The organism is Labrenzia sp. OB1 (assembly GCF_001624695.1).
Taxonomy (GTDB): Bacteria; Pseudomonadota; Alphaproteobacteria; order Rhizobiales; family Stappiaceae; genus Roseibium.
Genome location: NZ_JSEP01000013.1, coordinates 15763 through 40187 on the forward strand (window position 1 = coordinate 15763; position 24425 = coordinate 40187).

General features: G+C 57.5%; 24 protein-coding genes and 1 tRNA gene. 16 read left to right on the forward strand and 9 right to left on the reverse strand.

What is annotated here, in order from left to right; all coding sequences use genetic code 11:
- Positions 1-152: 152 nt before the first annotated feature.
- From OA90_RS17195 to OA90_RS17210, 4 genes are all read left to right on the forward strand, one after another.
- Positions 153-638 carry a GatB/YqeY domain-containing protein gene (locus OA90_RS17195; RefSeq protein WP_068414982.1) on the forward strand — a complete coding sequence of 162 codons (486 nt, stop codon included), beginning with the start codon at positions 153-155 and terminating at the stop codon, positions 636-638.
- A gap of 231 nt (positions 639-869) precedes the next feature.
- Entirely contained in the window at positions 870-2813 is a 1944-nt protein-coding gene (gene dnaG, locus OA90_RS17200) for a DNA primase (RefSeq protein ID WP_068414653.1), read from the forward strand.
- 512 nt (positions 2814-3325) lie between these two features.
- The gene (gene rpoD, locus OA90_RS17205; RefSeq protein ID WP_068414656.1) at positions 3326-5320 is read left to right on the forward strand and encodes an RNA polymerase sigma factor RpoD; all 1995 of its coding nucleotides are present in this window, start codon (positions 3326-3328) and stop codon (positions 5318-5320) included.
- 174 nt (positions 5321-5494) lie between these two features.
- Positions 5495-6718 carry a DUF930 domain-containing protein gene (locus tag OA90_RS17210; RefSeq protein ID WP_068414659.1) on the forward strand — a complete coding sequence of 408 codons (1224 nt, stop codon included), beginning with the start codon at positions 5495-5497 and terminating at the stop codon, positions 6716-6718.
- Here the strand turns inward: OA90_RS17210 and OA90_RS17215 are convergent.
- Together OA90_RS17215 and OA90_RS17220 are read right to left on the reverse strand one after the other, a co-directional pair.
- Entirely contained in the window at positions 6715-7074 is a 360-nt protein-coding gene (locus OA90_RS17215; protein ID WP_199823751.1) for a YrhB domain-containing protein, read from the reverse strand. The two genes, OA90_RS17210 and OA90_RS17215, sit on opposite strands and share 4 nt — an antisense overlap.
- Entirely contained in the window at positions 7040-7927 is an 888-nt protein-coding gene (locus tag OA90_RS17220; protein ID WP_156510545.1) for a PAAR domain-containing protein, read from the reverse strand. Before OA90_RS17220 ends, OA90_RS17215 begins: the two co-directional genes overlap by 35 nt.
- A 248-nt stretch (positions 7928-8175) precedes the next feature.
- On the opposite strand from OA90_RS17220, the gene OA90_RS17225 reads away from it, so the two are divergent.
- Both OA90_RS17225 and OA90_RS17230 read left to right on the forward strand, forming a co-directional pair.
- Entirely contained in the window at positions 8176-8571 is a 396-nt protein-coding gene (locus tag OA90_RS17225; RefSeq protein WP_068414668.1) for a DoxX family protein, read from the forward strand.
- Positions 8572-8943: 372 nt separating this feature from the next.
- The gene (locus OA90_RS17230) at positions 8944-9375 is read left to right on the forward strand and encodes a ketosteroid isomerase-related protein (protein WP_068414985.1); all 432 of its coding nucleotides are present in this window, start codon (positions 8944-8946) and stop codon (positions 9373-9375) included.
- Between the two features lie 93 nt (positions 9376-9468).
- Here the strand turns inward: OA90_RS17230 and OA90_RS17235 are convergent, their stop codons facing one another.
- Positions 9469-10260: a crotonase/enoyl-CoA hydratase family protein gene (locus OA90_RS17235; RefSeq protein ID WP_068414671.1), complete on the reverse strand. Its 792-nt coding sequence runs from the start codon at positions 10258-10260 to the stop codon at positions 9469-9471.
- Between the two features lie 85 nt (positions 10261-10345).
- Here OA90_RS17235 and OA90_RS17240 point away from each other — a divergent pair, with 85 nt between their 5' ends.
- The 3 genes from OA90_RS17240 to OA90_RS17250 all read left to right on the forward strand — a co-directional run bounded on the left by OA90_RS17240 (position 10346) and on the right by OA90_RS17250 (position 12772).
- Positions 10346-10951 (forward strand): TetR/AcrR family transcriptional regulator, encoded by a 606-nt coding sequence (locus OA90_RS17240; RefSeq protein WP_068414674.1) that lies wholly within the window; start codon positions 10346-10348, stop codon positions 10949-10951.
- A gap of 365 nt (positions 10952-11316) precedes the next feature.
- On the forward strand, positions 11317-11667 hold the full coding sequence (locus OA90_RS17245; RefSeq protein ID WP_068414677.1) for a metalloregulator ArsR/SmtB family transcription factor: 351 nt from the start codon (positions 11317-11319) through the stop codon (positions 11665-11667).
- Positions 11660-12772, forward strand: a complete 1113-nt coding sequence (locus tag OA90_RS17250) for a permease (RefSeq protein WP_082837110.1) — start codon at positions 11660-11662, stop codon at positions 12770-12772. The genes OA90_RS17245 and OA90_RS17250 overlap by 8 nt, the downstream gene beginning before the upstream one ends.
- Positions 12773-13064: 292 nt before the next feature.
- Here the strand turns inward: OA90_RS17250 and OA90_RS17255 are convergent, their stop codons facing one another.
- A complete protein-coding gene (locus OA90_RS17255) occupies positions 13065-13754 on the reverse strand; it encodes a dimethylsulfonioproprionate lyase family protein (RefSeq protein ID WP_068414681.1) in 690 nt (229 codons plus the stop codon).
- Positions 13755-13944: 190 nt separating this feature from the next.
- Here OA90_RS17255 and OA90_RS17260 point away from each other — a divergent pair, with 190 nt between their 5' ends.
- Positions 13945-15042, forward strand: a complete 1098-nt coding sequence (locus OA90_RS17260; protein ID WP_068414995.1) for an FAD-dependent oxidoreductase — start codon at positions 13945-13947, stop codon at positions 15040-15042.
- A gap of 31 nt (positions 15043-15073) precedes the next feature.
- On the opposite strand, the gene OA90_RS17265 is transcribed toward OA90_RS17260, so the two are convergent.
- Positions 15074-15574, reverse strand: coding sequence for a cytochrome b (locus OA90_RS17265; RefSeq protein WP_068414684.1), 501 nt, complete (start codon positions 15572-15574; stop codon positions 15074-15076).
- Positions 15575-15809: 235 nt separating this feature from the next.
- Between OA90_RS17265 and OA90_RS17270 the strand changes: the two genes are divergently transcribed.
- Positions 15810-16427, forward strand: coding sequence for a GNAT family N-acetyltransferase (locus tag OA90_RS17270; protein WP_068414687.1), 618 nt, complete (start codon positions 15810-15812; stop codon positions 16425-16427).
- 67 nt (positions 16428-16494) lie between these two features.
- On the opposite strand, the gene OA90_RS17275 is transcribed toward OA90_RS17270, so the two are convergent.
- From OA90_RS17275 to OA90_RS17285, 3 genes are all read right to left on the reverse strand, one after another.
- Entirely contained in the window at positions 16495-17973 is a 1479-nt protein-coding gene (locus OA90_RS17275; RefSeq protein WP_068414690.1) for a PAS domain-containing methyl-accepting chemotaxis protein, read from the reverse strand.
- A 354-nt stretch (positions 17974-18327) separates the two neighbouring features.
- Complete coding sequence (locus OA90_RS17280; protein WP_068414693.1) at positions 18328-19089, reverse strand: SIMPL domain-containing protein; 762 nt, start codon at positions 19087-19089, stop codon at positions 18328-18330.
- A gap of 120 nt (positions 19090-19209) precedes the next feature.
- Positions 19210-20280 (reverse strand): AI-2E family transporter, encoded by a 1071-nt coding sequence (locus OA90_RS17285; RefSeq protein WP_068414696.1) that lies wholly within the window; start codon positions 20278-20280, stop codon positions 19210-19212.
- A 339-nt stretch (positions 20281-20619) separates the two neighbouring features.
- Here OA90_RS17285 and OA90_RS17290 point away from each other — a divergent pair.
- Positions 20620-20696, forward strand: a tRNA-Ile gene (locus tag OA90_RS17290).
- A gap of 1443 nt (positions 20697-22139) precedes the next feature.
- Here the strand turns inward: OA90_RS17290 and OA90_RS17305 are convergent.
- Positions 22140-22340: a hypothetical protein gene (locus OA90_RS17305; RefSeq protein WP_068414703.1), complete on the reverse strand. Its 201-nt coding sequence runs from the start codon at positions 22338-22340 to the stop codon at positions 22140-22142.
- Between the two features lie 104 nt (positions 22341-22444).
- Here OA90_RS17305 and OA90_RS17310 point away from each other — a divergent pair, with 104 nt between their 5' ends.
- The 4 genes from OA90_RS17310 (at position 22445) to OA90_RS17325 (ending at position 24295) form a co-directional block, all read left to right on the forward strand.
- A complete protein-coding gene (locus OA90_RS17310) occupies positions 22445-22837 on the forward strand; it encodes a helix-turn-helix transcriptional regulator (protein ID WP_156510546.1) in 393 nt (130 codons plus the stop codon).
- A gap of 4 nt (positions 22838-22841) precedes the next feature.
- Positions 22842-23291 (forward strand): hypothetical protein, encoded by a 450-nt coding sequence (locus tag OA90_RS17315; RefSeq protein ID WP_068414708.1) that lies wholly within the window; start codon positions 22842-22844, stop codon positions 23289-23291.
- Between the two features lie 157 nt (positions 23292-23448).
- The gene (locus tag OA90_RS17320) at positions 23449-23760 is read left to right on the forward strand and encodes a DUF1778 domain-containing protein (RefSeq protein WP_068414998.1); all 312 of its coding nucleotides are present in this window, start codon (positions 23449-23451) and stop codon (positions 23758-23760) included.
- The gene (locus OA90_RS17325) at positions 23753-24295 is read left to right on the forward strand and encodes a GNAT family N-acetyltransferase (RefSeq protein ID WP_156510547.1); all 543 of its coding nucleotides are present in this window, start codon (positions 23753-23755) and stop codon (positions 24293-24295) included. The genes OA90_RS17320 and OA90_RS17325 overlap by 8 nt, the downstream gene beginning before the upstream one ends.
- Positions 24296-24425: the final 130 nt, after the last annotated feature.

A 24425-nucleotide genomic window follows, 5' to 3' on the forward strand; every position in this document is an offset into this window, starting at 1 on the left:
GCGAGACTCTATGGGAAGCGGCTGGGATCGTCAATAATGATCCTGCGAAAAAAGATCTTTAAAATTCAACAGCTTGGCTGAGCAATCACAAAGGGCGTGCAAGCGCCCGGAGCCTCAGTGCGACAGGGGTAGGGTAAACCATGCGCGAAGCAATGCGCGACAGAATCAATGTTGCCTTGAAGGCGGCGCGGGAAGAAGGCGACAAACGCCGCTGCGCGACCTTGCGTCTCGTCCAGACCGCGGTGAAAGACCGCGAAGCTGCTGCACGTGACCACGGCAAGGACGGCGTTGATGAAAGTGAAGTAATTGAAATACTTCGAAAAATGGTCCATCAGCGGGAAGCCTCCGCAGTTGAGTTCGAAAGCGGCGGGCAGCTCGATTTGGCGGAACAGGAACGCGTCGAGCAGGATATCATTCGCGAATTCCTGCCTGCACAGCTCAGTGAAGACGAAATGCGAACACTGTGCGAAGAGACCGTCAAGGACATCGATGCCCATGGTCTGCGCGATATCGGCCGCTGCATGAACGAGTTGAAAACCCGTCATCCCGGCAAGATGGATTTTGTCCAGGCTTCCTGTCTGATGAAAGACATGCTGCGTACCGACGGCAACGGAGAAAAGGACGCGGGCAAGGGCTAGGCCAGGGAGCCATTTCCTCCGCGCTTCCGGCCGTGCGACCGGGATTGCCGTGACACCGGCTTTCAGGATCCGCTCTGCCGTCTATCAACAGGTCATCCAGAAGATCTCTTGAAGGACTGGCATAGCCGGTCCGGACCTTCTATTTATTAACGTCTTACGCTCCGTCCTGCGGCGCTTGTCGCGCCGTCAGGGGCTGCCCGTATCCACAGAACCCTGGATAGTGCAAGTTTCATGCGTTTTGAACCGCGTCTTCTCGATGAAATCCGCGCCCGGCTGACCCTGTCGGAAGTCGTCGGCCGTCGCGTGAGCTGGGACAGGCGCAAGACGCAGCCGGGCAAGGGCGACTATTGGGCCTGTTGTCCGTTTCATCAGGAAAAAAGCCCGAGTTTTCATGTCGACGACCGGCGTAACCGCTACAAATGTTTCGGCTGTGGAGCTTCCGGAGACCATTTCACCTTCCTGTGCGAAACCGAGGGCCTGAGCTTTCCGGAATCCGTCGAACGGCTTGCCGAGCAGGCAGGCGTCGGATTGCCCGCGCCGGATCCGCAGGCGGCTCGCCGCGAGAAGAAGCGTGCAGGGCTCGCCGAAATCTGCGAAATGGCCGCACGGTTTTTTCAAAACGAATATCAGGGTCCGCGTGGCGAGGCGGCCCGTGCCTATTGCGCCAGGCGTGGACTTGCGCCCGAGACGCTTCAGGAATTCCGGTTCGGTTTCGCTCCCGACAGCAGGGATGCCCTGAAGGCCTATCTTGCCGCGCGGGATGTTCCGGAAGCGGACATGATCGAGGCCGGGCTGCTGATCCGGCCGGAGGGCGGCCGGCCGGCCTACGACCGGTTCAGAGGGCGGCTGATGATCCCGATCCAGGACGATCGGGGCCGGGTGGTCGCCTTTGGCGGGCGCACGCTTTCACCGGACGGACAGCCGAAGTATCTCAATTCACCGGAGACGCCGCTGTTTCACAAGGGCGTCATGCTGTTCAATGCCCACAGGGCACGCGAGCCGGCCTTCAAATCCGGCGAGGCGGTTGTCGTTGAGGGGTATCTTGACGCAATCGCGTTATGGCAGGCGGGTGTCCGGCACGTGGTGGCGTCCCTGGGAACGGCGTTTACCGAAGATCAGATCCTGCGGCTGTGGAAATTCGCACCCGAACCGGTGATCTGTTTTGACGGGGACGCGGCGGGAACAGCTGCGGCGCACCGGTCGATCGACCGGATTTTCCCGGTTCTGAAAAGCGGGTTTTCCTTTCAGTTCTGCTTCCTTCCGGACGGAATGGACCCGGACGATCTGATCAAACAACATGGTCTGGCCGGTTTTGATGCGGAAGTCGGCAGCGCGCAGTCGCTGTTCAACGTGGTCTGGGACCGCGAGATTTCCGTCTCTCGTCTGGACACGCCGGAGCGCAAGGCGGCTCTTGAAAAACGGTTTGACGATCTGATCGGCACCATTCGCGATGAACGGGTTCGCCGGCGGTATCAGCTCGACGTCAGATTCAAGCTGTCCAATCTGTTTTTCGAGCAGGCGCGGCAGAACAGGCAGGGAGGGCAAGGGGCCAAGAAAGGCGATGACAGTTTCTGGCTCCCCGGCAAGGCGCGCGAGCGGGTCGCCACAAGTGACGATTTCGGGATAGAGCGCCTGATACTCGGTGTGGGTATGCGCTATCCGCATCTGCTGGACCGAAATTTCGAGCGCTTTTCGGGGCTGCCTTTCGTCAATGAGCTGCACACCCAGTTGCGAGACGTGCTTTGCCGGATCGTCGACGATCTGGAAACAACACCGGTGAGCGACCTGACAAGCGGCGTGGATGAGCCGCTCAAGAACATCATGTCAGAGATGATGCTGGAGACAATCGGTCTTCAGGAGCAGAGGCAGGCCGAGTTTTCAGCCCTGAACCACCGGTTCCCGCTGCTGAATTCAAATCCGCCCGAGGATTTCGTCGAGGCGGCCTTTGTGCATTTCCTGGACGTCATGGAGTTGAATGCGCTGGAAGCGGAGCTTGCCTCTGAGCTTGCCGGGGCAGACGAACATCTGGATGAACAGGCCTGGACGCGCATTCAGGCGCTGACCCAGGATCTGAGTCGGCGGCGCGAGGAGTGCACCCGCGACGAGGCGGACCTTGCTGAGCGGGCCCGCAAAATCAGGACCGCGCCGCCCGTGGCGGCAGTCGCCACCAGCTAGACCTGGAAAACCAGCAGCAAAATCCGAGGTCACGCGAGCGCCGGAATTGAGGCGGCAAAGTGGCCGAACCTACGGGATTTATTTAAATTTCCGCTTTTTGAGGGCTGAAAGGGCGAAAAAACGCGTTTTCCAATTGACCGATGACGAATCACACTTGCGAATCGTGAGCGTAGAGCTAAATAGAAGTTTTGCAGCTCGTGCGCGCCGCAGCCTTCAAGCCTGCTTGCGGCCTATAGTCTGATAAAAGATGCTGCAAACCCGTTTGAATACCGCTTCGCTATCCGCGATACGGATGCGAATTTAAAAGATCGTGTGCTTCGTCGATGATGACTTCTCACAATGTCGATCAAGGGTACGGTTAATAGGGACTTAAGGGACACGGCTTACAAACCTACCCAAGGGTGATTCTTTCAGACGCCGCCGCAGATGATGCTGGCGCGCTGAGGCGAATTTGGTTTGAAGCTTAACAAGGGGCGCTGCGTGGCCTTTCCGGCCACGAATTGGAGCACGATATGGTAGCCAAAGCGACGCAAGCAGACGAGAGTCAGGAAACGAGCACGGACGGTCCGGACGGTCCGCTGCTGGACCTGTCGGATGCTGCCGTCAAAAAGATGATCAAGGCCGCGAAAAAGCGCGGCTATGTCACCTATGACGAACTGAATGAAGTCCTGCCTTCCGAGCAGGTGTCATCCGAGAAAATCGAAGACACGATGTCGATGCTCTCCGATATGGGCATCAATGTGATCGATTCCGACGAAGCCGAGGAAGGTCCGGAAGAGGTCGACGCCGGCGAACTGGTAACGGCCGCTCCCACAGCGGTGGCCAAGACGACCACCGCCAAGGAGCCGGCCGACCGGACGGACGATCCCGTGCGGATGTATCTGCGCGAGATGGGATCGGTGGAACTGCTGTCTCGCGAAGGCGAGATCGCGATCGCCAAGCGCATCGAGGCCGGCCGTGAAGCGATGATCGCGGGCCTGTGCGAAAGCCCGCTGACCTTCCAGGCGATCATCATCTGGCGCGACGAACTCAACGAAGCCAAGGTTCTGCTGCGCGACATCATTGATCTTGAAGCGACCTATGCGGGGCCTGACGCCAAGGCCGGCCCGGCCGTGGCCAATGACGATGTCGCGCCCGGCGAGGGCAACGCCGCCGAGGCTCCGGCCGGTGGGACCTCCGAGGAGACCGAGAATTCCGAAGAAAGCGAAGAGGACGATGACGACGACGAGTTCGAGTCCAACGTCTCGCTTTCCGCCATGGAAGCCGAACTGAAGCCCGGTGTCCTGGAAACCTTCGACAACATCGCCGACAACTACAAGAAACTGCGCCGCCTGCAGGACCAGCTGGTGGAAAACAAGCTGGCGAACAAGACCCTGTCGCCAAGCCAGGAACGTCGCTACAAGAAGCTCAAGGAAGACATCATTGTCGATGTGAAGAGCCTGTCGCTCAACCAGAACCGTATCGACGCCCTGGTTGCCCAGCTCTATGACATCAACAAGCGCCTGATGGGCTATGAGGGCCGGCTGCTGCGTCTGGCCGACAGCTACAACGTCGACCGGACCGACTTCCTGAAACAGTATCAGGGCGCAGAACTCGACCCGAACTGGCTGCGCAAGGTGGCCAATCTTTCCACGCGCGGCTGGAAGAACTTCATCGCGAAGGAAAAGGAAACCGTTCGCGAGCTGCGTCAGGAGATCCAAACGCTGGCGACCGAGACGGGCCTTGAGATCACCGAATTCCGCCGCATCGTCGCGATGGTGCAGAAGGGTGAGCGCGAGGCGCGCATCGCCAAGAAGGAAATGGTCGAGGCCAACCTGCGCCTTGTGATTTCCATCGCCAAGAAATACACCAACCGCGGCCTGCAGTTCCTGGATCTCATCCAGGAAGGCAATATCGGCCTGATGAAGGCGGTGGACAAATTCGAATACCGGCGCGGCTACAAGTTCTCCACCTATGCGACGTGGTGGATCCGGCAGGCGATTACCCGGTCGATCGCCGACCAGGCCCGCACCATCCGTATTCCCGTGCACATGATCGAGACGATCAACAAGATCGTGCGGACCTCGCGCCAGATGCTGCATGAGATCGGCCGGGAGCCGACCCCGGAAGAACTGGCCGAAAAGCTGCAGATGCCGCTTGAGAAGGTCCGCAAGGTCCTGAAGATCGCCAAGGAACCGATCTCGCTCGAAACGCCTATCGGCGACGAGGAAGATTCCCATCTCGGCGATTTCATCGAGGACAAGAATGCGGTCCTGCCGATCGATGCCGCCATCCAGTCGAACCTGCGCGAAACAACCACCCGCGTGCTGGCTTCGCTGACGCCGCGCGAGGAACGTGTCCTGCGCATGCGCTTCGGTATCGGCATGAACACCGATCACACGCTGGAAGAAGTCGGCCAGCAGTTCTCGGTGACCCGCGAACGTATCCGTCAGATCGAGGCAAAGGCGCTCAGGAAGCTCAAGCACCCGAGCCGCTCGCGCAAGCTGCGGTCGTTCCTCGACAGCTGATTGGCTGCCTGAGGGATCAAGGCGTTAAAAAGACCCGGCGGAAACGCCGGGTTTTTCGTTTACAGTGTGGTGATCGAGACTGGTTCCGGTCCGGACCAGATGTCCGATTTCCGAGAAGTCCGTTGCTCCCGTGAGGCCGCCGATTTGGCACTAGTCGCAGATATGAAAGAGCCAATGGAAGACGCCGAGGTCTCCGACCGGCGCTTCCTGGGCGCTGGCCTTGCGATCTCGCTGGCGATACATGTTCTCATTGCGCTGGCGTTCGCCGGCTGGCTGGTCGTGCCCCTGCCGTCTCCGGACGTCCAGCCGATTGAGGTGGAGCTTGTCTCTCCCGCCGAGCTGCCGGCTCCGGAGCCGGAGATTCCGGAGCCGGAAGTCGCGGAAGCTGAACCGGAAGCGCCGCAGCCGGAAGCCGCCGAGGAAAGCGAGCCGCCTTTGCCACCCGAGCCCCCTCGGCAGCCGGAGGAGGAGCAGTCGGACATCCAGGAACCGCCACCGCCATCCGTCGTGCAGCCGGTAACCGAATTCGGCGAAGAAGACGCCGGACCGCAAGACGATGACACGGATGAGCAGGATCAGGCCGTCAGTGAAACTGTCGCCGGCGAAGAGGAGGCTGCCGATGTCGAAGAAGCGGCAGACGCGAGCGAGGAGGAAAACGAGACTCCGGAGCTTGACGATCCCGCACCGGAAGAAGAGGTGACTTCCGAGACCGAGACCGAGACCGAGACCGAGACCGAGACCGAGACCGAGACCGAGACCGAGACCGAGACCGAGACCGAGACCGAGACCGAAACGGAAACGGAAACGGAAACGGAAACGGAAACTGCTGTCGCTGAACCGGAAGCAGCCGGAACTGACGCAGAGCGGGATATTGCCGAGAACGGTGAGGAGAGGGCGGAAGACTTCGGAATTGTCGGGCCGATTGTGACTGACGCGACGCCGGCGCCCAAGCCAGCCCGGCCGGCTGCTGTCGCGCGCCGGGAGACAGCCAGTCAGGATGCCGGCCAGAGCGCAAGCCGCAACACCACTTCGCGAAGGGATCTGCTGGCTGCCAGAGAACTCTATTCACGCGACATTCTGGACGATCCGCGCAGCAGAACAGCCATGCGGGGCATGTCGCAGGGCCAGCGGCTCAATCTTCTTTGCATGACCGAATTGCGCGCCCAACTCACTGTCGCGAGCCCGGCGCCCCCCGAATTGCTGCCCTCATTTCGTCCGCAGCCCGGTACCGTCCTGGAACCCGGCCGGGCGGCTTTCAAAGGCCTCGGCAGGTGGTTCGACGTCGCCTTTCGTTGCGAGACGGACAGCGATGTAACCCGGGTCGAGAAATTTTCCTTCAAGATCGGTGGCGAGATCCCGCAAAGCCAGTGGCTGGAGCGGGGACTGGTGGGGTTTTAGCGTTTCGGAGCACCTTTCGCCTTCAGCCACTCTTCTTCGAAACGTTGGATGGCTTTCGCGGGTGGAAGGGAGGTGGTCAAGGGAACGATTTCACCGTTGCGCATGACAATGACCGGCCCCGCCCCGGGCACTTGGGCCGTGGGATTGCCAGTGCGCACAAATTCACGGGTCGTATAAAAGACGACAAAGCCGAAGGGGCGGGGAAGGGTCTTGTCCCGCTGAATGACAAAGTCATGGCTCGACTGCGTCAACACTTCGTCGGCGATGTATTTTTCAGCCTGCTGAGCTGTGACAATATCCATGTTGTTGTTCGCCTCACCACTAATCCCTTGAGCCAACAAGGCCCCAACCAACATTGCTGCCGCCATCGCTGTTATAGCGCTCGTTCGCACGGTCCACATCGGTGATCACCTCCGCCGGGTTGTCTTCGCCCCAGTTCTGTCCTTCCACGATGCCGACGGTTCCACCATCATTCGCGAGCAGCACCACGTGTGAGCCGCCGCCGGAATAGCCTATGCCGACGATTGCCTGTGTACCATCGCCGCCAGCTTCCACAGCATCATAGGCACTCTGGAAGTCGGACCCCCAGGCCACATCGGTGTTGAAACGGTTCTCGATGTCGCTAAAGCTGCCGTCGCGTTCCGCGGATGCTACAGCATTCGGATCGGTACCGTTCAACCTTGCCGCCGTTGCGTCGATGATGTTGCCGCAATTGATGACGCTGTTTTCCGGGTTTACGTTGTCGACCGCGTCCTGCAGGCCCGCTCCGGGTGCGGGGCCGGCAAAAACGCCTTGAACGGCGTCCACAGCACTGGATATGGCATCGCTGATGGCGTTTCCTGCCGACGCCAGCATGTTGCCAATGGCAGCACCGAGACCGGCAGGGGACGACATGGGGGGAGCCCCACCTCCCTGCATGCCGATCAACACTGTGGGAAAGCCGGTGACGATCGCACCACCTTTCAAGGTCAGGTCGGTCATCCTGGCCGCGGGCATGCCCTCGACCAGGACGTTCCAGGCTCCGGTGACGATCGGGTCCCCGCCAAGAGGCGGGGGTGGACCGACGCATACGCACATGTCCGTCACCCGTGCCTGCGGCAGGTTCCCCGTCAGGACGGTCCATGCGCATTTCCATGCTATTGGCGCCGGTACGCCCATGCACATGGGGCAGGTATGCATATCTGAAAGTCGAGCGGCGGGAAATCCCATGAAATGTCCAGCTTTTTCTAAAAACAATGCGGAAAGTCTCAGCCGGAGCCAGTTTTTAGTCAATGCCGTCACATCACACTTTTCACGAATGCGGTCGCATCCCTTCCGCCAGAACCAGGAATTCAAGTTGTATTTTCAAATCTATGAAAATAAAGAAATATTGGACTCCAAAATTTAATGCGTGCATTATTTTTCTATCATAAGTAGTATCGCCGTTGTGATTCGTGCCAAGCCCGCGAGAGGTTTACATGGGCATTTCTGACACTATGACACCCTATCTGCAAAGTCTTTTGCGCTTTGTCGCCGGTCTTGTTTTTCTACAGTTCGGCACGAGCAAGTTCATGCACATTCCTCATAGTCCAATCTCCGGAACATTGGCGATGAGCGCCAGCGGCATCGCCGGTGTGATCGAACTGGCGTGCGGATTTCTGATCGCGGTGGGGCTGTGTACCCGGCCCGCATGCTTTCTCGCTTCGGGAACCATGGCGGCCTGCTATTCGATAACCCACGCTCCACTCAGCTTTTTTCCCCTTCTCAACGGTGGCGGTGAAGCTGTGCTCTTGTGTCTGGTGTTTCTCTTCCTGTCGACCGCAGGCGGTGGCCCCTTGAGCCTGGACCGGATCTTGTTCGGGAAAATGTCTTAGGGTGTGAACTCATAAACGAAGACGAAATGACATCGGCAGTAGCGAAACTTCGCGAAGAAGCGCCTGAGGAGAGGGCTTTGTGACCGGTCAATCGGCCCGGCACTGCGAGGTGAAGCCATTCCCATGTGACCGGATTGGCTCTTCCTAGATCAACCTGCTTTCGTTTGAACGCGAAAACAGACAAATCGAGCGCCTGCCAAGCGGTCGGGCATCTTGTCCGTGTTCGAGTGAGCACGAGATGCGGGAGCATCGCGAAAGGCTTGAAAGCGAAGCACATTTCCTGCACCTTCGTTTGAAGAAGATGAGGAGCAGTCCCACTCAATCCGTTCCATGCTCATTCCCGAGTTCGTGATCCAGTTTCAGCGAGATCCCATGCCCAACAAACAGTCCCGGTTTCTGATCGATACTTATTTTGCCGCGTTTAATGCCGGCGATACCAGGAAGATGGAAAGTCTGGTCGCTGATGACCTGATTCACGACGTCAACCAGGGCGAACAGCGGGTCGGCAAGGACAAGTTCTGGTCGTTCAATGTGCATATGAGCCGCTGCTACAAGGAGCGGCTTTCCGACATTGTGCTGTTCGTGAACGAAGACGGCAGCCGCGCCGCGGCCGAATTCATCGTTCACGGCAGCTATATCGATACCGACGAAGGCCTGCCGCCGGCCAACGGACAGACCTACAAGATACCGGCAGGCAGTTTTTTCGAAATCCGTGACGGCGAGATCGCCCGTATCACCACTTACTACAATCTTCAGACCTGGATCGGTCAGGTGAAGGGTGAAGAGGGTGCGAAAGAGGCGTGATGCCTTGAGCCCCGTGTGCCGGGGCCCTATCTGTCAGGCGTCGATTGGAGCGCAGCAGCGCCGGCGCACCGGCTCGGGCCGTGAGCAGGGTGTTTAACCTCCGTCGTAGGTCGGCATACGCCGTTCGATCCAGGCGTCGAGCCCTTCCCGGGCGTCGCGGGTGGGTGCCATGCGCGCGAATTGTTCCCGCTCGATCTGCAGACCCTCGTCGATGCTGGTGTTGAGGCCGCGGGTTACCGCCGTCAGGATACGGGCGGCTGCAAGGGGCGAGTGACGCTGGATGCGGCCGGCCAGCTCGAACGCCGTATCCAGGACGGCCTCCGGCGCCACAACCTTGTTGACCAGTCCGAGCTCGTAGGCTCGCTCCGCCGTGAACGGGTCACCTGTGAGCAGCAGCTCGAGGGCCCGCTTTCGTCCGGCCAGCCTTGGCAGGCGCTGGGTTCCACCGAAGGTGGGCGGAATGCCGAGGTTGATTTCAGGCTTTGCGAAAACAGCCGTATCGGCGGCAACGGCAAGATGCACCGCTTCGGCGATCTCACAGCCCCCGCCATAGGCAAGGCCGTTGACCGCGGCGATGATCGGCTTGGGAAAGGCTTCCAGCCGTGCAGTCATCGCCTGACCCCGGCGGCAGAATTCGCGAACGGCGATGTCCGGTCCCGCCGCGATGCTTCTGGAGAATTCGTGGATGTCACCACCCGCGGAGAAAGCGCGCCGTCCGGCACCGGTGATGATGATCGCCTGCACCGCGTCGTCACGCTCCAGTTCGTCCAGATACCGCAGGATCAGATCATTTGTCGCGTAGTTGAGCGCGTTGAGCCTTTCCGGCCGGTTGAGCGTCAAAAGCGCTGTTTTTTCGTGGCGGTCCAGTAGCACGGTCTCGGACATGGTCTGTTTCCCTTTGTCTTGTCGATGTCCTGACGCTAATGGGCATCGCTATTGAAGTATATTCACTGGTGAGTATACTTTGAGCATGAGAAGCACTTCCTCAAATGCCCGGGACCGCATTCTGACGGCCGCGAACAAGCTGTTTTATGCGGAGGGTATCCGCGCGGTCAGCCTCGACACCATCGCCGCGAAAGCCGGGATCACGAAAAAGACCGTCTACTATCATTTCAAGAGCAAGGACGACCTGATCGAGGCCTATCTGGTTTCCCGGGACCAGCCAAATCTGGAGCTGTTCCGAAGCTGGTTCGAAGCAGCTGAGGGGGGCTTGCCGGACAAGGTTCAGGCGATCTTCCAAAACATCGCGGCATCCGCGCGGCATCCGAAATGGAAAGGCTGCGGCTTCCTGCGCACGGCTGCCGAGCTTGCTAATATGCCAGGTCATCCGGCGATGAAGGTCGGCGCGGCCCACAAGAAGAAATTCGAGGCCTGGATGGCGGAGGAGTTTCAGGCTGCGGGCCGTGAATTGGCTCCTTATCCGGCGCATGATCTCGCCCGCCATGTCATGCTGTTGCTGGATGGCGCTTTCTCGACGATTCTGGTGCACCGGGACGCGGCATACGCCGAAGCCGCCGGAGAGGCGGCGAGAGTGCTTGTGGCAGGTGCTCTCGGGGGTGCGTCTCAACGCGCCTAGCAGCGGGGCGGCCTTGGTATGCTTCGGGCAGTCAACCAAAGCTACGACGCGCGGGCGTGCCTTTGGCGCGGAGACAATGGTTTCAGGCAGCATTGCGGGCCTGGGCGCCGGCAGTGCTGTAACCCATGTACGCGCCATGGCGCGCGGTCCTTGAATGAGCCCCTTCGTCATGAGCCATGCTGTAAAACCGAATGCTCTTCGGCACCGTCTCGATTGTGGAGATCGCAAGTGGCTTGATGCCGGTGTGCTCTGGCTCCTGACATTTCTCTGACTCGCCACCGACTGTCTTACCCTGGCTGTCATGACCATTGACAGGTTAGATATAACTATATAACTAGAAATATAGTTATATTGATGAGGCTCATATGAAATTGGAAATAGCCGCTCAGGGATTTGCCGCGCTGGGGTCAGAGGCCCGGCTGCAGGTGGTGCTCGCACTGGTCAAGGCGGGTGAAAAAGGTTTGACGGTGGGGGATATCCAGTCCCGGACCGGGATGGCCGCCTCGACGCTTGCCCACCACTTGCGCTTCCTGTCCTCGGCCGGGCTCGTGTTGCAGGAAAAGGATGGCCGCTCGGTTATCAGCAGGGCGGCCTTCGATCATCTGGACCGTCTGGCGGGTTACCTTCTCAAGGAATGCTGTGCCGAAGAAAACGGATGTGTGACCAATGGCGGCTGCGGCACGCCCGACGTGGAACTGGAGATCCTGAATGACTGATACCCTGGAAACGTCCGCAGCTGGAAATTCGGGCTCCGCGAGCTGCTGCGCCCCGAAAACGGCGTGCTGCAGCACCCCCAAGTCGAACTGGTCGTGGAAGGCCATTCCCGGGCAGAAATATCTGTTTTCGACCTGGGCCATCGTATTGGGCGTGCCGTTGCTTGTCCTGGTTTTCGACCCACCGCAATTCGTTTCCTTCGCGAGCTTCGCGGTCACGGCGTTTCTGGGAACGCTGCCTTATATTGCCTTCGCCGTGGCATTGATCGCCTGGCTCAAGGCTGCGGGCGCCGAGGCCTATGTGGGCAAGGCGTTCGAAGGGCGGGAAACAGTCGCCATCTGCCTTGCGGCGCTCTTCGGCGGCCTGGCTCCATTCTGTTCCTGCGAGGTCATCCCCTTCATCGCCGGACTTCTGGCGGTGGGTGCGCCGCTCTCCGCCATCATGGCTTTCTGGCTGTCCTCGCCGCTGATCGATCCGCCGACGCTGCTGATCACCGCAGGTGCACTCGGCTGGTCCTTTGCGATCGGCAAGGCCGTATTCGCGGTTTCCCTGGGCCTGTTCGGCGGCGCGGCTGTTGCATTGGCCATGAGGGCCGGGGTCTTTTCCAGTCCTGCAAGACCCGGCTCGGCTGCCAGCGGCTGCGGCTGCGGTGCGTCACCGCAGACCGGGCGCCCGGTCTGGATGTTCTGGCGGGAAAGCGTGCGGACAGCCAAATTCGGCGTCGAATTGAAAGCCAATGCGGGCTTTCTGATCAAATGGCTGGCGCTTGCCTATGTTCTTGAAGCCGCGCTCGTGACTTATGTCCCCGCTGACCTGATTGCGAGGGCGGTTGGTGGCGGCGGTATCGGATCGATCGTGATTTCGGCGCTCGTCGGTATGCCTGCCTATCTCAACAGCTATGTCGCACCGCCGTTGCTTGCGGGCCTTGTGGATCAGGGCATGGGATCGGGCGCCGCCATGGCGTTCATGATTGCGGGGGCCGTCAGTTCCATTCCGGCAATGGCCGCCGTCTGGTCGCTGGTGAAGCCATCGGTTTTCGTTACCTATCTCGGTCTTGGCTTCGCGGGTGCCGTTCTGTCCGGCATGGTCTTTCAACTGGTTGCCTGAGGAGCAGATCATGCGCGTCCGCGTCACCGTTTCCATCGCCTGAATTGCGGACCGCTTGCGCCGGGGTCTTGTCCCGGCCGATCTGCTGACACGGCACCGGACGCCAGCGGATTTCGAGGCCGGGGGCGAGCGTGCGATGACAGGCAGCGGGAAAATCCGGGCTCGCGAACCGGCGGGAAATGGTCGACAAGGTCGTGACGGAGCAAGATTGGCCGGAAACGATGAGGTCCCGGCTCAGGGCCGGGACGGCGGGTTGCTTCAGGCGTTTGGGTGCATCTCCGGGATCAGGTGTTTACCCCCGCTTGCGGCTGAAGACCATTTTCTGGTTGGCGAGCCGCTCCTTCGGGCCGGTCCAGGCATAGGCCAGAAGCGCCGGTTCCAGCTTGGAAACGGTAATGCGGTGGGTGTGTTCGGGCGGATTGAAGATCATCGATCCGGGGGAATAAACGCCCTGATGATTTTCCGAAACCGCGCCGGACAGACAGATATAGCTTTCTGAAATTTCGCTGTGGGAATGCGCCGGATAGGTGCAGCCCGGTGCGAACAGAACCAGCCCCAGGATGACTTCCGTGGTCAGGACCGGTCCGTTGGGGCCGCAAATTTCGGCATAGGCATAGGTCTTGTCCAGGCCGCGCGGCACTTTCTCGTATCCATATTGCCAGATCAGATGATCCTGAACGCTCTCCACCGCGCGGATGAGGGGAGCGGTGCGCTCCTGCCGTCCTTCGTCCAGGGCGCGCTTCAGATGCGCCGTGACGGGCTTTTGCGCCGGAGCGTCAAAGCGGATTTCAGAATTGGATTTGCTGACCCTGCTGATGGCCTCGCGGACGGTGCGTTGATGCGCACGGATCTTCTCGCTGCCGCCGGAAGAAAGAAACCGGTAGGCTTCGTAAAACTCCCGCAACAGATAGCCCCAGTCCGGGTAATCCGACAAGCGCCGCTGGGCCAGGCTTTCTTGCGTTTCGGTGTCTGGTTCGAGCACGTTGCGTCCTCCAGGACCTTGGTGATTTCCCCTGAAATAATCCAGCCTGAGTGCCGTAGCACCTTTTTTTCCGGCGCGGGCAAATGCATAACCGGCATATAGAGGTTACAGGGTCACGATCTTTTCCGTAAAATCAGGAACCCGGTCCCGTTTCCCGATGTGCCGCATCATACCGCAGGATGGTTTTCTCATGACTGTACTTGTTGCCGGTGCCGGAATTGCCGGCCTTTCCACGGCGTGGGCCCTGACGAAACGGGGTGTGCAGGTCACGCTTCTTGAGCAGGGACCGATCCCCAATCCCTTGTCGGCTTCCGGCGATCAGCACCGCATCATCCGCCGGGCCTACGGCGGTCAGGGTGGATATCAGCGCCGCATCGGCGCGGCCTATGATGCCTGGGACGAGATGTGGTCCGACCTTGGCGAAAAGCATCTCGTGGACACCGGTTTCATGCTGCTTTGCCAACAGGAAGGCGACGGTGCGGACATCTACCGGGACGGCCTTCTCGAAGGTGGCTATCCGTTCGAGGAGCTATCGCCGGGAGAGACCGCCGCGCGCTATCCGTTTGTCGATGCGGCAACACTTCGTTACGGCGCCGTCAGCCGGGAAGGCGGGGTTCTTCTGTGCCAGCGAATCGCCTTTGGACTCAGAAACTGGCTGATCGCAAACGGCGCGCTCGTGCGGGAAAACTGCAAGGTGACGGCCGTGGATGCGGTGGCGGGCAGTGTCACCCTGGCCGACGGGTCCGTCCTGAACGGGGATCATGTCATCGTCACGGCCGGTGCCTGGACGTTGGGGCTGTTTCCTGATCTTGCGGCAAACCTTACCACTTATCGGACAGCCGTTGTTTATCTGACACCGCCGGAGGATCTGCGCCAGGCCTGGGCGGACAGTCCGTGCATCCTGGATCCGGGCGGTTCGATAGACGGTTATGTGTTGCCGCCGGTTGCCGGGACAGGCCTCAAATTCGGCGCGGGCATTCACAAACACAAGTCCCTGCCGGATCAGGACCGGGTGGCGAAGCCGGGCGAAGGGGAGATCCTGCGTGACTATTTCTCACCGCCTTTCGGCCGGATCTCCGAATATCGCGTCGATGAAGTGGTGACCTGTGCCTATACCTTCACATCCGATGAACACTTTTTCGCAACCACGATGGACAGGGCGACGGTCGTTTCCGCCTGCTCGGGCCACGGCTACAAGTTCGGCGCAGTCGTTGGCCAGAAACTTGCGGACGGGGTGATGACACAGGACATGGACAGTGCACGCCTCTGGCTGGAGGCGCGGGACTGATCTGCTGGAAGTTGCGTCATTTCAGGCAGCTTCAGGTGCGGCTGGTGATCATCCTCTTCATGGTCCGGTCCTTCAGGGCGAAGTGGTGATAGAGCGCACCTGCCACATGCAGCGCGATCAGGATGATGAAAAGCGGCTTCGCCAGTTCGTGCAGTTCGCCGGCCTCGCGGATGCCGCCATACCAAGCGAGCAAACCGGTGATCGGCACAAAAATCATCAGGAGATAGAGCAGGCCGTGCCCCCCCCTGGCGGCGAGTTCCTGAACCCTGGATGCGGGAATGGGCGCAGGAACGCCAAATCTTGCCCGGACGATCAGGCGAAGAACGGTAAGCACCAGCACGGCGATCCCGACCCATATATGGGCGTTGCCCATGAAGGCCGTCATGGCGTCTGGCGTTCCGTCCCCGCGCAGGGCGCGCCCGAGGTCCTTGATGCTTTCGCCGAAGACGAGCTGGAAGAAGATGAGGGCGGCAATCGCCCAGTGAAGAAGAATATGAACAGGACTGTATGCGGCTGGCTGTGTCTTCGACATGGCTTGCTCGGTCTCCTGAATTTGAGAATGTCCGTTTGCTCCCTGTTTGTTCTGCCATATTCTTCGCGAAGGTGTTAACGCGAAATTGTGTCACTCTGTAACAGCACGTATCAGGACTTCCGCAGCGTGTTTCGAGTTGCAGGTAATTTGCTGCAAAACCGTATTGACGTCATGCATGTTCGGTGGATGAGCATAAGATTGGGCAGATTCTTCAGGACACTAAGAAGGGGTGGCTATGACGGTCGAGATCAGAAGCCTGACGGGCGATGACCTGAAGGATGCCCTTGATCAGCTGGCGCAGCTGAGGATATCCGTCTTCCGGGACTGGCCCTATCTTTATGAGGGCTCGCTTGACTATGAGGCCGGTTATCTTGAGCGCTATGCGCGCAGTGACGGTGCTGTGATCGTCGGCGCTTACGACGGAAGAAAGCTGGTCGGAGCCGCGACGGGTGAGCCGCTTGGCGGGGAGCTGGCGGCTTTCCGGACGCCGCTGGAAGCACGCGGCTATGCGCTGGAGAATATTTTCTACCTGGCTGAATCCGTTCTGGATCCCGCCTATCGCGGCAAGGGGATCGGCCACCGGTTTTTTGATGAACGCGAAGCGCACGCCAAACGCCTCGGCCTCACCCAGGCTGTATTCTGTGCTGTCATCCGGCCGGGCGATCATCCCATGCGGCCAGCGCAATACCGGCCACTCGATGCGTTCTGGCGCAAGCGCGGCTACGAGAAGCTGGATGGCGTGATCGTCCGGTTTCCCTGGCTCGATATCGGCGACACGCAAGAAACGGACAAACCGATGCAGGTCTGGTCCCGGTTCCTGGAAAGCAATCCGCCTTCGCGGTGGGAACCGTGAAGGCGGACTGCTTCTTGAATCTGAACTTCCAGACAACCGTCTCGGATAAGGTCGCTGGCAGGCCGCGTTACATCAGCGCCTGAGACGCTTCCCTGACATTGCGGGTCGCAGCATCGATCTGGGCGGTTGCCGTGGAGATCGTCTGCATGTTCGACGTGATCAGGTCCACGCCCTGGGCGGCTGTCTGCATGTTGGAGGAAATCTCGGTGGTGACCGAGGACTGCTCTCCAACGGCGGCGGAGATGCTGGCGGCAATTTCCCCGATATTCGTAATGACCGACAAGATCGACTGAATGGCCTCGACGGCGTTTTCGGTCGTTTCCTGAACCGAATTGACCTGGGCAGAGATTTCTTCGGTTGCCTTGCTGGTCTGGGAGGCGAGGCTTTTGACCTCCGACGCCACGACCGCAAAGCCTTTTCCGGCCTCTCCGGCCCGTGCCGCCTCGATGGTCGCGTTGAGGGCCAGTAGATTTGTCTGGTCGGCAATGCCGTCGATCAGTTCGATCACCGAACCGATTGTCTTGGCATCGTCCGAAAGGCCCGACATGATTTCGCTGGACCGCTCCGCTTCTCCGATGGCATTGCTGGAGACTTCCATTGCCGTTGCAACCTGGCGGCTGATTTCCGAAATGGAGGCGACCAGTTCTTCGGCCGCTGCGGCGACGGTCTGTACGCTTGAGGAGGTTTGTTCGGAGGCCGCCGCGGAGTTGGTTGCCTGGTCCGCAGCCGCGGAAATCGACTGTGAGATTTCCGACAGATCCTGATCGATGCCTTCCCGAATGCTCTTGCGCTTCTGCTCTTCCAGCATCCGCTCGGTGATGTCGCTTGCGAATTTCACCACCTTGAACGGCCGTCCGGAGGCGTCCAGGATCGGATTGTATGTTGCCTGGATCCAGATTTCCTTGCCGTTGTTTCCAATGCGCTTGAACTCGCCCGCTTTGAATTTGCCGGCCCCAAGATCTGCCCAGAACCGGCTGTATTCGTTGCTGGTCCGGTAAGCGGGCTCCACAAACAGGCTGTGTTTCTGCCCCCTGATTTCGTCCAGCGAATAACCGACTGTGGCAAGAAAGTTCTCATTGGCGTCGAGAATGGTGCCATCCAGCTCGAAATGAATGACTGCCTGGGACCTGTTGATGGCGTCCACCTGGCCTTCGAAATCCGCATTACGCTTTTTCTGGTCCGTGATGTCGGAGGCGATCTTGACGACCTTTACGACCTTGCCGGCGGCGTTGAGGACAGGATTGTAAGACGCCTGTATCCAGACCTCCCGGCCGTCCTTGGAAAAGCGCAGAAATTCCGCTGCCTTGAACTCGCCACGTGCGAGGGAGCCCCAGAAATTCTTGTATTCCGGGCTGTTGGCGAGATCGGGGTCGACGAACATCTTGTGGTGCTGGCCCTTGATTTCCTCAAGGGTATACCCAAGCGCGTTCAGAAAATTGTCGTTGGCGGTCAGGATGGTCCCGTCCGGTTTGAACTCGATCATCGCCTGCGATCGGCTGAAAGCTTCTACAGTCGCCTTCCAGGAATTGGTTTTAAAAATCGACATCGGTTCTCTCCGGCCGGTCTTGAACAAAGCATTACAGATATTTGATACTAAAAAAGTAAATAAAAACTTCACTAATTCATAAGGTAATTTACGTATTTAGAAATTCATAATTAAATATTATAGTATAAATTACATTTTTATATAATAATTACTGCATTTTTATATTGTTAAAATTTACTAGTGCGAAGAGTTGGTTCCGAAATATTGGTCGGAAGCAACAATCATTACTCGGCAAAGCCGGAACCAATGATTGGTTGTTTTATTATGTGAAACGCGAGCTTTCAAAATGTTCCCGTTCAAAGACACCGCATGACCGGACGAAGCGGATGCGGCCTGTGCCGCATCCGTTTCCGTTTACTGCAGAAACCAGCGAATGGTGACATTGGCGGCGATGGTTTCCTCGCCGGCCTCAACCGGTACCGGTCCCGCCTTGGACATCAGCATGCTTTCCGCGCGCATCATCATCGGTTGCGGCATCTGGATGCCGGTTTCGGCAATCGAAGCAATGGGTCCGAGTTCGACACCTGCGGCGGCGGCAAAGATCTCCGCCTTGTGGCGTGCGGCCTCGACGGCTTTTTTGCGGGCCTCGTCCAGTTTGTCCTGCGGGTCGCTGACTTCGAAGCGGATATTGTCCACCGAATTGGCGCCGCTCTCCACCACCAGGGTCAGGAGATCGCCGAGCCTGCCAAGATCGCGCACATTGACCTCAACTCCGTTTCGGACTTCATAGCCGACGATATTCGGCTGCCGGTCTGATGGATTTTCGAACCGCTCGTAACGTGGCTGGATGGAGAAACCCCGGGTCTGGATATCTCTGGCCTCGATTCCGCCGCCCTTGATCGCCGCGATGACCTTGGCAATTGCCGCGGAGTTCTGCGAAAGAGCTTCGGCCGCGGTGTCTGCGCCGGTGACCACATTGGTGTTGATGACGGCCATGTCCGGCGCAACGGAGACGGTTCCCTGACCTTCCATTGTGATACTGCCCGCGGCCGAAGCAGTTTCCTGGGCAAGAGCCGGGGTGTGGACGGCAAGGGCGGCAGCAAGGCTGGCTGCGAGCGCGACCCGGCGGGTGAGGCCCAGGCTGCTCCGCGCCAGGCGGGAACGCGAAATGGTCATGATAAATTCCTTTTCCAGAAAGCCATATCAAGCGGAAACATTGTCCCGCTTTAAGGCAGGGGCAAGGCCTGCCGGTTCAGCCCGCATTCAGGTTTCCAAAGCTCCACCGGAGGTGCCGGATCACTTGGCCTGCGAAGATTCCTCCGCACCATCCAGGCCGATGTCGCCCGTCTGCGACAGGAGCACTGCAATCGGCCGTGACGCCTCGAAACGGGCGCAGACGATGACGATCATCACGGTGAGCGGCACGCACAGGACCATGCCGACCACGCCCCAGATAGCCCCCCAGAAGGCCAGCGACAGCATGATCACCAGGCCGGACAGATTGAGGTTGGACCCCATCAGCCGCGGCTCGACAAAGTTGCCGACCGAAAACTGAATCAGGCCGAGCCCTGTGGCGATGGCGATGAAGGGGCCGAGCGTATCGTAGTAGACAATCGCCAGCAGGCTCGGGAAAACCACCCCGATGAGGGACCCGATGGTCGGGATATAGTTGAGCACAAAAGCGATGAAACCGAACAGGGCCGCGTAGGGCAGTCCGATGACGATCAGCACGAGGCTGGTCAGGAGGCCGGTGGCGATGGAGACCGACGTCTTGATGGAGAAGTAATGCATGATGGACCGGTTGATTTCGGCGCGCATCGCGAAGGCTGCCCGGGCCTTCTCCGTATTCGGAAAGAGCTTTTCGAACTTTCTGTCGAATGTGGACTGTTCGAGGAGCAGAAACAGAACGTAGATGAAGACAAGGCTGGCGGAACTCGCAAGTGCTGTAACCAGACCTGCACCGGCGGTGACCATGCGCGGCACGATCGAATCGGGAAACAGATCCTTGAGCTCTATCGGATCGTTGAGCTTGAAATAGGAAGATGTCTGATTGAAGACATCCTCCAGCCGTCTCTGATAGGTGGGAGCGTCCTGGGCAAGCTGGGTGAGATTGACGGTCACGATATCCAGCACGAAGGTGCCGACCGCGAATATGCTCAAGAGAGCCAGCGGAAAGGCAATGAAACGCGGCAGGCTCCAGCGGCCGATGGTCACGCGCCCGAAAACATGCGACAGCGCGTTGATCATGTACCAGACGATGAGAGCGATGACGAAAGGCAGCAGCAGCGAGCGGCCGACAACCAGCAGCCAACCGATCATGCTCACAAGCATGAGGCTGAGCGTGAGGGAAAAGAGCGGTGATCGCATGAGGGCTCCGGCAGGTGATTCAGTCATTGCTTTCAACGTCATTTAGAACGGAAACCAAAGGCAAACGGAACCGGTTTTTGTCATCAGGCGCGGGAGCGGGCGTCCCTCCGGCGTTCCGCTTCACTCTTTCCCGGACTTTTTCCCACAAAGGCCGCAAAGCTCTTGCTCCGGAAAACTGCCGTGGTATAGGAAAACCTGAAGCGCGAGTTGCCCCTTTCGGCGACGAACCGCTCCGGGGCATCCTGTCATCGCACGTGTGCAGACAAGACGCACCGGCACCTGAAAACCGATCAGCTCCCATGCTCTTGTATGACTGCATATGAGGCGGGGTTGATCCAGGGGCCTGTAGCTCAACTGGTTAGAGCCGTCCGCTCATAACGGATTGGTTGGGGGTTCGAGTCCCTCCGGGCCCACCACTCCTCTTTTGAGGTGTTGATTTTTCTGCATTTTTTTCTCTTTTTGTCTCACTGGATTTGACAGGGGAAGAAAGTGGGACATTTTTCTGTTCCGTTGATTTTTCGAGACGGTCATAGGCGTCTTGCGCCAGCACTACTTGCTTAGCCTGTTTGGTGTAGATTCGAGCGGTCTTGGGGTCTTTCCAGCCAAACACAGCCATGAGCTGGTATTCAGAAGCTCCAGCTTCGGCCAGTACGGTCGCGGCAGATTTCCGGAGGCCGTGTGATGAGCATTGCTTCAGGCCTACATCGTCGCACCACTCGCGCATTTTGTTGCCAAAGCCGTTTGAGCTGAATGGTTTGCCGTACTCGGTTGTCAGAAATGTTTTTTGGTTTTCTGGCGCGTGTTTAAGCGCATATGCGAGCGCTCTTGTTATCGGCAGGACCAGCAGTTCTTTCCCTTTTCCTTTGTGCGGGACAAACCTAATCGTATTTCCTTCAATATTGTCGGGGCCGAGTTTGACGAGATCCGATCTTCGAATACCAAGATTATAAAGCAATTCAAAAGCTAAGCGCGCTGGAGTGCCGTGCTGGTAGTGTTCTCGAAAGGCGGCGATTTCATCGGTTGACCACATATGAAAACCATCAGAATCATTAATGTAGGTTACCTTTGCTGCCGGATTCTGTGACAAGGGGTAGTGGGAGGTGACTTGATCGTTGCCCATTGCCCAATAGAAAAGGGCTCTAAGGTATTTGACGAGTTTATCGGCAGCGCCGGGTGTTTCGCGACGTTTCATTTGGCTGGCTTCCACATCATCTTTTCTAAGCTTCTGAAAGGGGAGATGGCCCACAGCGTCGCAATAGCGTCCTAATACACTACGCTTGTCCCGCTGTGTGTCAGGGGCCTGTTGTTGAAAGACCTTCGAACGTTGGTATTGATTGAACAGCCAGCCAATTGAGCCTGGCTTCCATTCTTCAGAACGCTTTTCTGCCGAACGGTCAACGTCTCCCGCCATCACACGATGATATTCAGTGCTGAATGCCTCGGTGACGCTGCCACTGTCATCCAGATAGGGAGACTTCATTCGATACTTGGGTATGCCTTGTCGACGCAGATAAAACCGAACGTTGCCGTGCCGATCCACATCTGCTGAAAGGTATTTGAACGGGATCTTTTTCCGATTAGCCAACCGTGTGGTCGAACGGATTCTTGGTGTCTTCATTGTCAATGACGGAGTTTGTTTCGGTTAGGTCGTGGAGGCTTGACTGAAGGTCTTGGACTACCCATCGCCTTAACCCGCCGATTTTATAACCCTTGGGCATCCAACCGCGGCCGATCCACGTGTCGAAGGTTGTCGGTGAAATGTCGAACATGTCGGCAGCGGTCGAACGGCTAACAGCCAATTTTGCAGATCGAGTGTGTTTCTTTTGGTGGGGCATGACATTAGGAAATTTGAATGGAATTTACGTGCGGATTTCGACGTTATTCTTGACGCTTGGTTCAAACGTGTTTCGAGAAACCAGTTCGTCAATAGCTCCAACGGGCAGGTAGAACGTCCCGTCAATTTTAACGTATCGGATTGCCTTCTTTCTGATCCATGATCGAATGCGTGCCTCAGTGAAGACCGTTCGTTCAGCTGCTTCTTTCAACGTTTCAAGGTCCATGGAACTCCTCATTTTTACAAATTGGGGCGGTTCAGATAAATTATCCTGAAAAGTTGTTTTTGCAACCAAAAAAGACGCGTTTGCGTCTATTGTGGATATTTACCATGGAAATATGTCAGCGCTTGTTTGAGGTTCGGAAAGAGCTGAAAAAGAGCCAACTTCAGATGGCCGAAGAACTCGGAATATCGGGAACGGCTTACAAGACGTATGAAAAAGGGACAAAGAGCCTGCCGTTACAGGTCGTGATTGATCTTCACGAAAAGCACAATATTTCAGTATCTTGGCTGATTTTAGGAGGTGGTCAGATGAAAGATCTGCCTCCAGTTGGTTTGGTTAGGAACGCGTATCTAGCGGCTAAAACTTTTCAGGAGGAATGCAACTTAAGCATGGATCTAGAGGAAGAGGCGAATTTGATTCAAAAAATGTTCGCAAGACTCTATCAAGAAGCCAACAAAAGAGAAGAAGTCGTAAATATAGAAGAGCGCAAGACGGTCTAGGTTTATGAATAAGACAGACGATTATTGGGTCCGGCTTGTTGTCGATGAAGCCAAAAAGAAATTTCAAGATGCGGCCCTGTCGCATGGCTTTATTCTAGAAGGTTCGGAAATCAAGTCCGCCAAAGAAGATGTTGAGATGCTTAGGTCTCATGCGTTGTATACTGGGTTTTCGGAAAATTGGCGCAAATATGCGTTGCGTGTAAAGCTCTTGGCGTCGATCTTGCTTCTTATTCCCATTGTTTTTTTAGTCGTTTCCTATCTAAATCTATATGAAATTAGTGAAGTAACTGTAGCTTTGCTTTTTTTTATGATTCTTTTCGGAGCGGTCTTTCTCTATTTGATTAGCAGAATGGAATTCTACTTTGGTTCTTGGTTGGGAGTCCCCGATCCGACTTGGCGGAAACCCTTTCGACATGTTTGGCAATTCGTTCCGCCTCGCTGGGAAGCCAAATAGAGCTGCCGATGTGGGTTCTCAATGCCATATAAATCGTCGTTCGCGCATGTCGTGCGACGGGATATTGGTCAACTTATTGTCATTGAATTGTGCGTCTGTTTGACGTACATTGTGCATGGACTTACCCTTCCATGCCACTCAAACAAAGGAGGCGACTATGTTGGGAGCAACGGATCTCGCGTCTTCTCGGCAAGAGAAGAGCGATGCCAGGCTGAACATACGGACAAAAGCCTCGATTAAGGCGGCGATTGAAAAGGCGGCTGAACTTTCTGGTATGGATCTCAGCACATTTACGACGAACGCCGCATTGCTGCGCGCGCAGGATGTGATTTCAGCGCACGAACGGACGGTGCTGGCGCCAGTCGATCATGCCGCGTTCTTTGATGCTCTTGAGCGTCCAGCTGCTCCGACAGAGAAGCTGTTGGCCGCGGCAAAGCTGCACAGGGAGATGGTTGCCGACAGTGAGTGACATATCGCGGCCTCTCAAGTTCGAGCCGTTCGATCCAGACAAACACGATCGAACGGCTTTTTCATGTGGTGTCGACCAGGTCGACAATTATTTCAGGAAAACAGCAAACAAGCTCCAGAAAGCCGGAAATGTTCGGGTGTCTGTGCTGCTCGATGCGGACGAGCAATTGCTGGGCTTCTACGCTGTCAACGCCCATTCAGTCGATTATGCCGAGTTGCCAAAAAAGTATGCTCGAACGCGGCCGATTCACGGTTCAATTCCGGCTGCCTTCATTTCGATGATTGGCGTTGATCAGAGGTTCCAGGGGAACGGACTAGGCGGCATTTTGCTCGTTGAGGCCTTGAAAAACCTCGCCCTTGCTTCCGATACGCTCGGCATTGCCGTGGTGCTCATGGATGTCCTGGATTGCGGAGATGCGGAGGTAACCAAACGACGGCTGGATCTTTACATCGGGTATGGTTTCAGAAAGCTGGAAAACGCACCATTTCGCCTCTTTCTTCCCATTCAGGACGCGCGGGCTTTGCTGAGCCAATGAGGTCTCTGCCCCAAGCTGCGCCAAGTTTACTCAGGCACTAATTTCAGAAATTTATTAACGGCAGCCGCTAATAAACAAAATTGCCATTTTCTTTAATAACGGTGACGTGGTTCCAGTCTCTGGATTGTGA

Coding starts and splice junctions, on each gene's coding strand:
- OA90_RS17195 (WP_068414982.1), top strand. CDS start 153: ATGCGCGACAGAATCAATGTTGCCTTGAAGGCGGCGCGGGAAGAAGGC.
- dnaG (WP_068414653.1), top strand. CDS start 870: ATGCGTTTTGAACCGCGTCTTCTCGATGAAATCCGCGCCCGGCTGACC.
- rpoD (WP_068414656.1), top strand. CDS start 3,326: ATGGTAGCCAAAGCGACGCAAGCAGACGAGAGTCAGGAAACGAGCACG.
- OA90_RS17210 (WP_068414659.1), top strand. CDS start 5,495: ATGGAAGACGCCGAGGTCTCCGACCGGCGCTTCCTGGGCGCTGGCCTT.
- OA90_RS17215 (WP_199823751.1), bottom strand. CDS start 7,074: ATGTTGGTTGGGGCCTTGTTGGCTCAAGGGATTAGTGGTGAGGCGAAC.
- OA90_RS17220 (WP_156510545.1), bottom strand. CDS start 7,927: ATGGGATTTCCCGCCGCTCGACTTTCAGATATGCATACCTGCCCCATG.
- OA90_RS17225 (WP_068414668.1), top strand. CDS start 8,176: ATGGGCATTTCTGACACTATGACACCCTATCTGCAAAGTCTTTTGCGC.
- OA90_RS17230 (WP_068414985.1), top strand. CDS start 8,944: ATGCCCAACAAACAGTCCCGGTTTCTGATCGATACTTATTTTGCCGCG.
- OA90_RS17235 (WP_068414671.1), bottom strand. CDS start 10,260: ATGTCCGAGACCGTGCTACTGGACCGCCACGAAAAAACAGCGCTTTTG.
- OA90_RS17240 (WP_068414674.1), top strand. CDS start 10,346: ATGAGAAGCACTTCCTCAAATGCCCGGGACCGCATTCTGACGGCCGCG.
- OA90_RS17245 (WP_068414677.1), top strand. CDS start 11,317: ATGAAATTGGAAATAGCCGCTCAGGGATTTGCCGCGCTGGGGTCAGAG.
- OA90_RS17250 (WP_082837110.1), top strand. CDS start 11,660: ATGACTGATACCCTGGAAACGTCCGCAGCTGGAAATTCGGGCTCCGCG.
- OA90_RS17260 (WP_068414995.1), top strand. CDS start 13,945: ATGACTGTACTTGTTGCCGGTGCCGGAATTGCCGGCCTTTCCACGGCG.
- OA90_RS17265 (WP_068414684.1), bottom strand. CDS start 15,574: ATGTCGAAGACACAGCCAGCCGCATACAGTCCTGTTCATATTCTTCTT.
- OA90_RS17270 (WP_068414687.1), top strand. CDS start 15,810: ATGACGGTCGAGATCAGAAGCCTGACGGGCGATGACCTGAAGGATGCC.
- OA90_RS17275 (WP_068414690.1), bottom strand. CDS start 17,973: ATGTCGATTTTTAAAACCAATTCCTGGAAGGCGACTGTAGAAGCTTTC.
- OA90_RS17280 (WP_068414693.1), bottom strand. CDS start 19,089: ATGACCATTTCGCGTTCCCGCCTGGCGCGGAGCAGCCTGGGCCTCACC.
- OA90_RS17285 (WP_068414696.1), bottom strand. CDS start 20,280: ATGCGATCACCGCTCTTTTCCCTCACGCTCAGCCTCATGCTTGTGAGC.
- OA90_RS17305 (WP_068414703.1), bottom strand. CDS start 22,340: ATGGACCTTGAAACGTTGAAAGAAGCAGCTGAACGAACGGTCTTCACT.
- OA90_RS17310 (WP_156510546.1), top strand. CDS start 22,445: ATGGAAATATGTCAGCGCTTGTTTGAGGTTCGGAAAGAGCTGAAAAAG.
- OA90_RS17315 (WP_068414708.1), top strand. CDS start 22,842: ATGAATAAGACAGACGATTATTGGGTCCGGCTTGTTGTCGATGAAGCC.
- OA90_RS17320 (WP_068414998.1), top strand. CDS start 23,449: ATGTTGGGAGCAACGGATCTCGCGTCTTCTCGGCAAGAGAAGAGCGAT.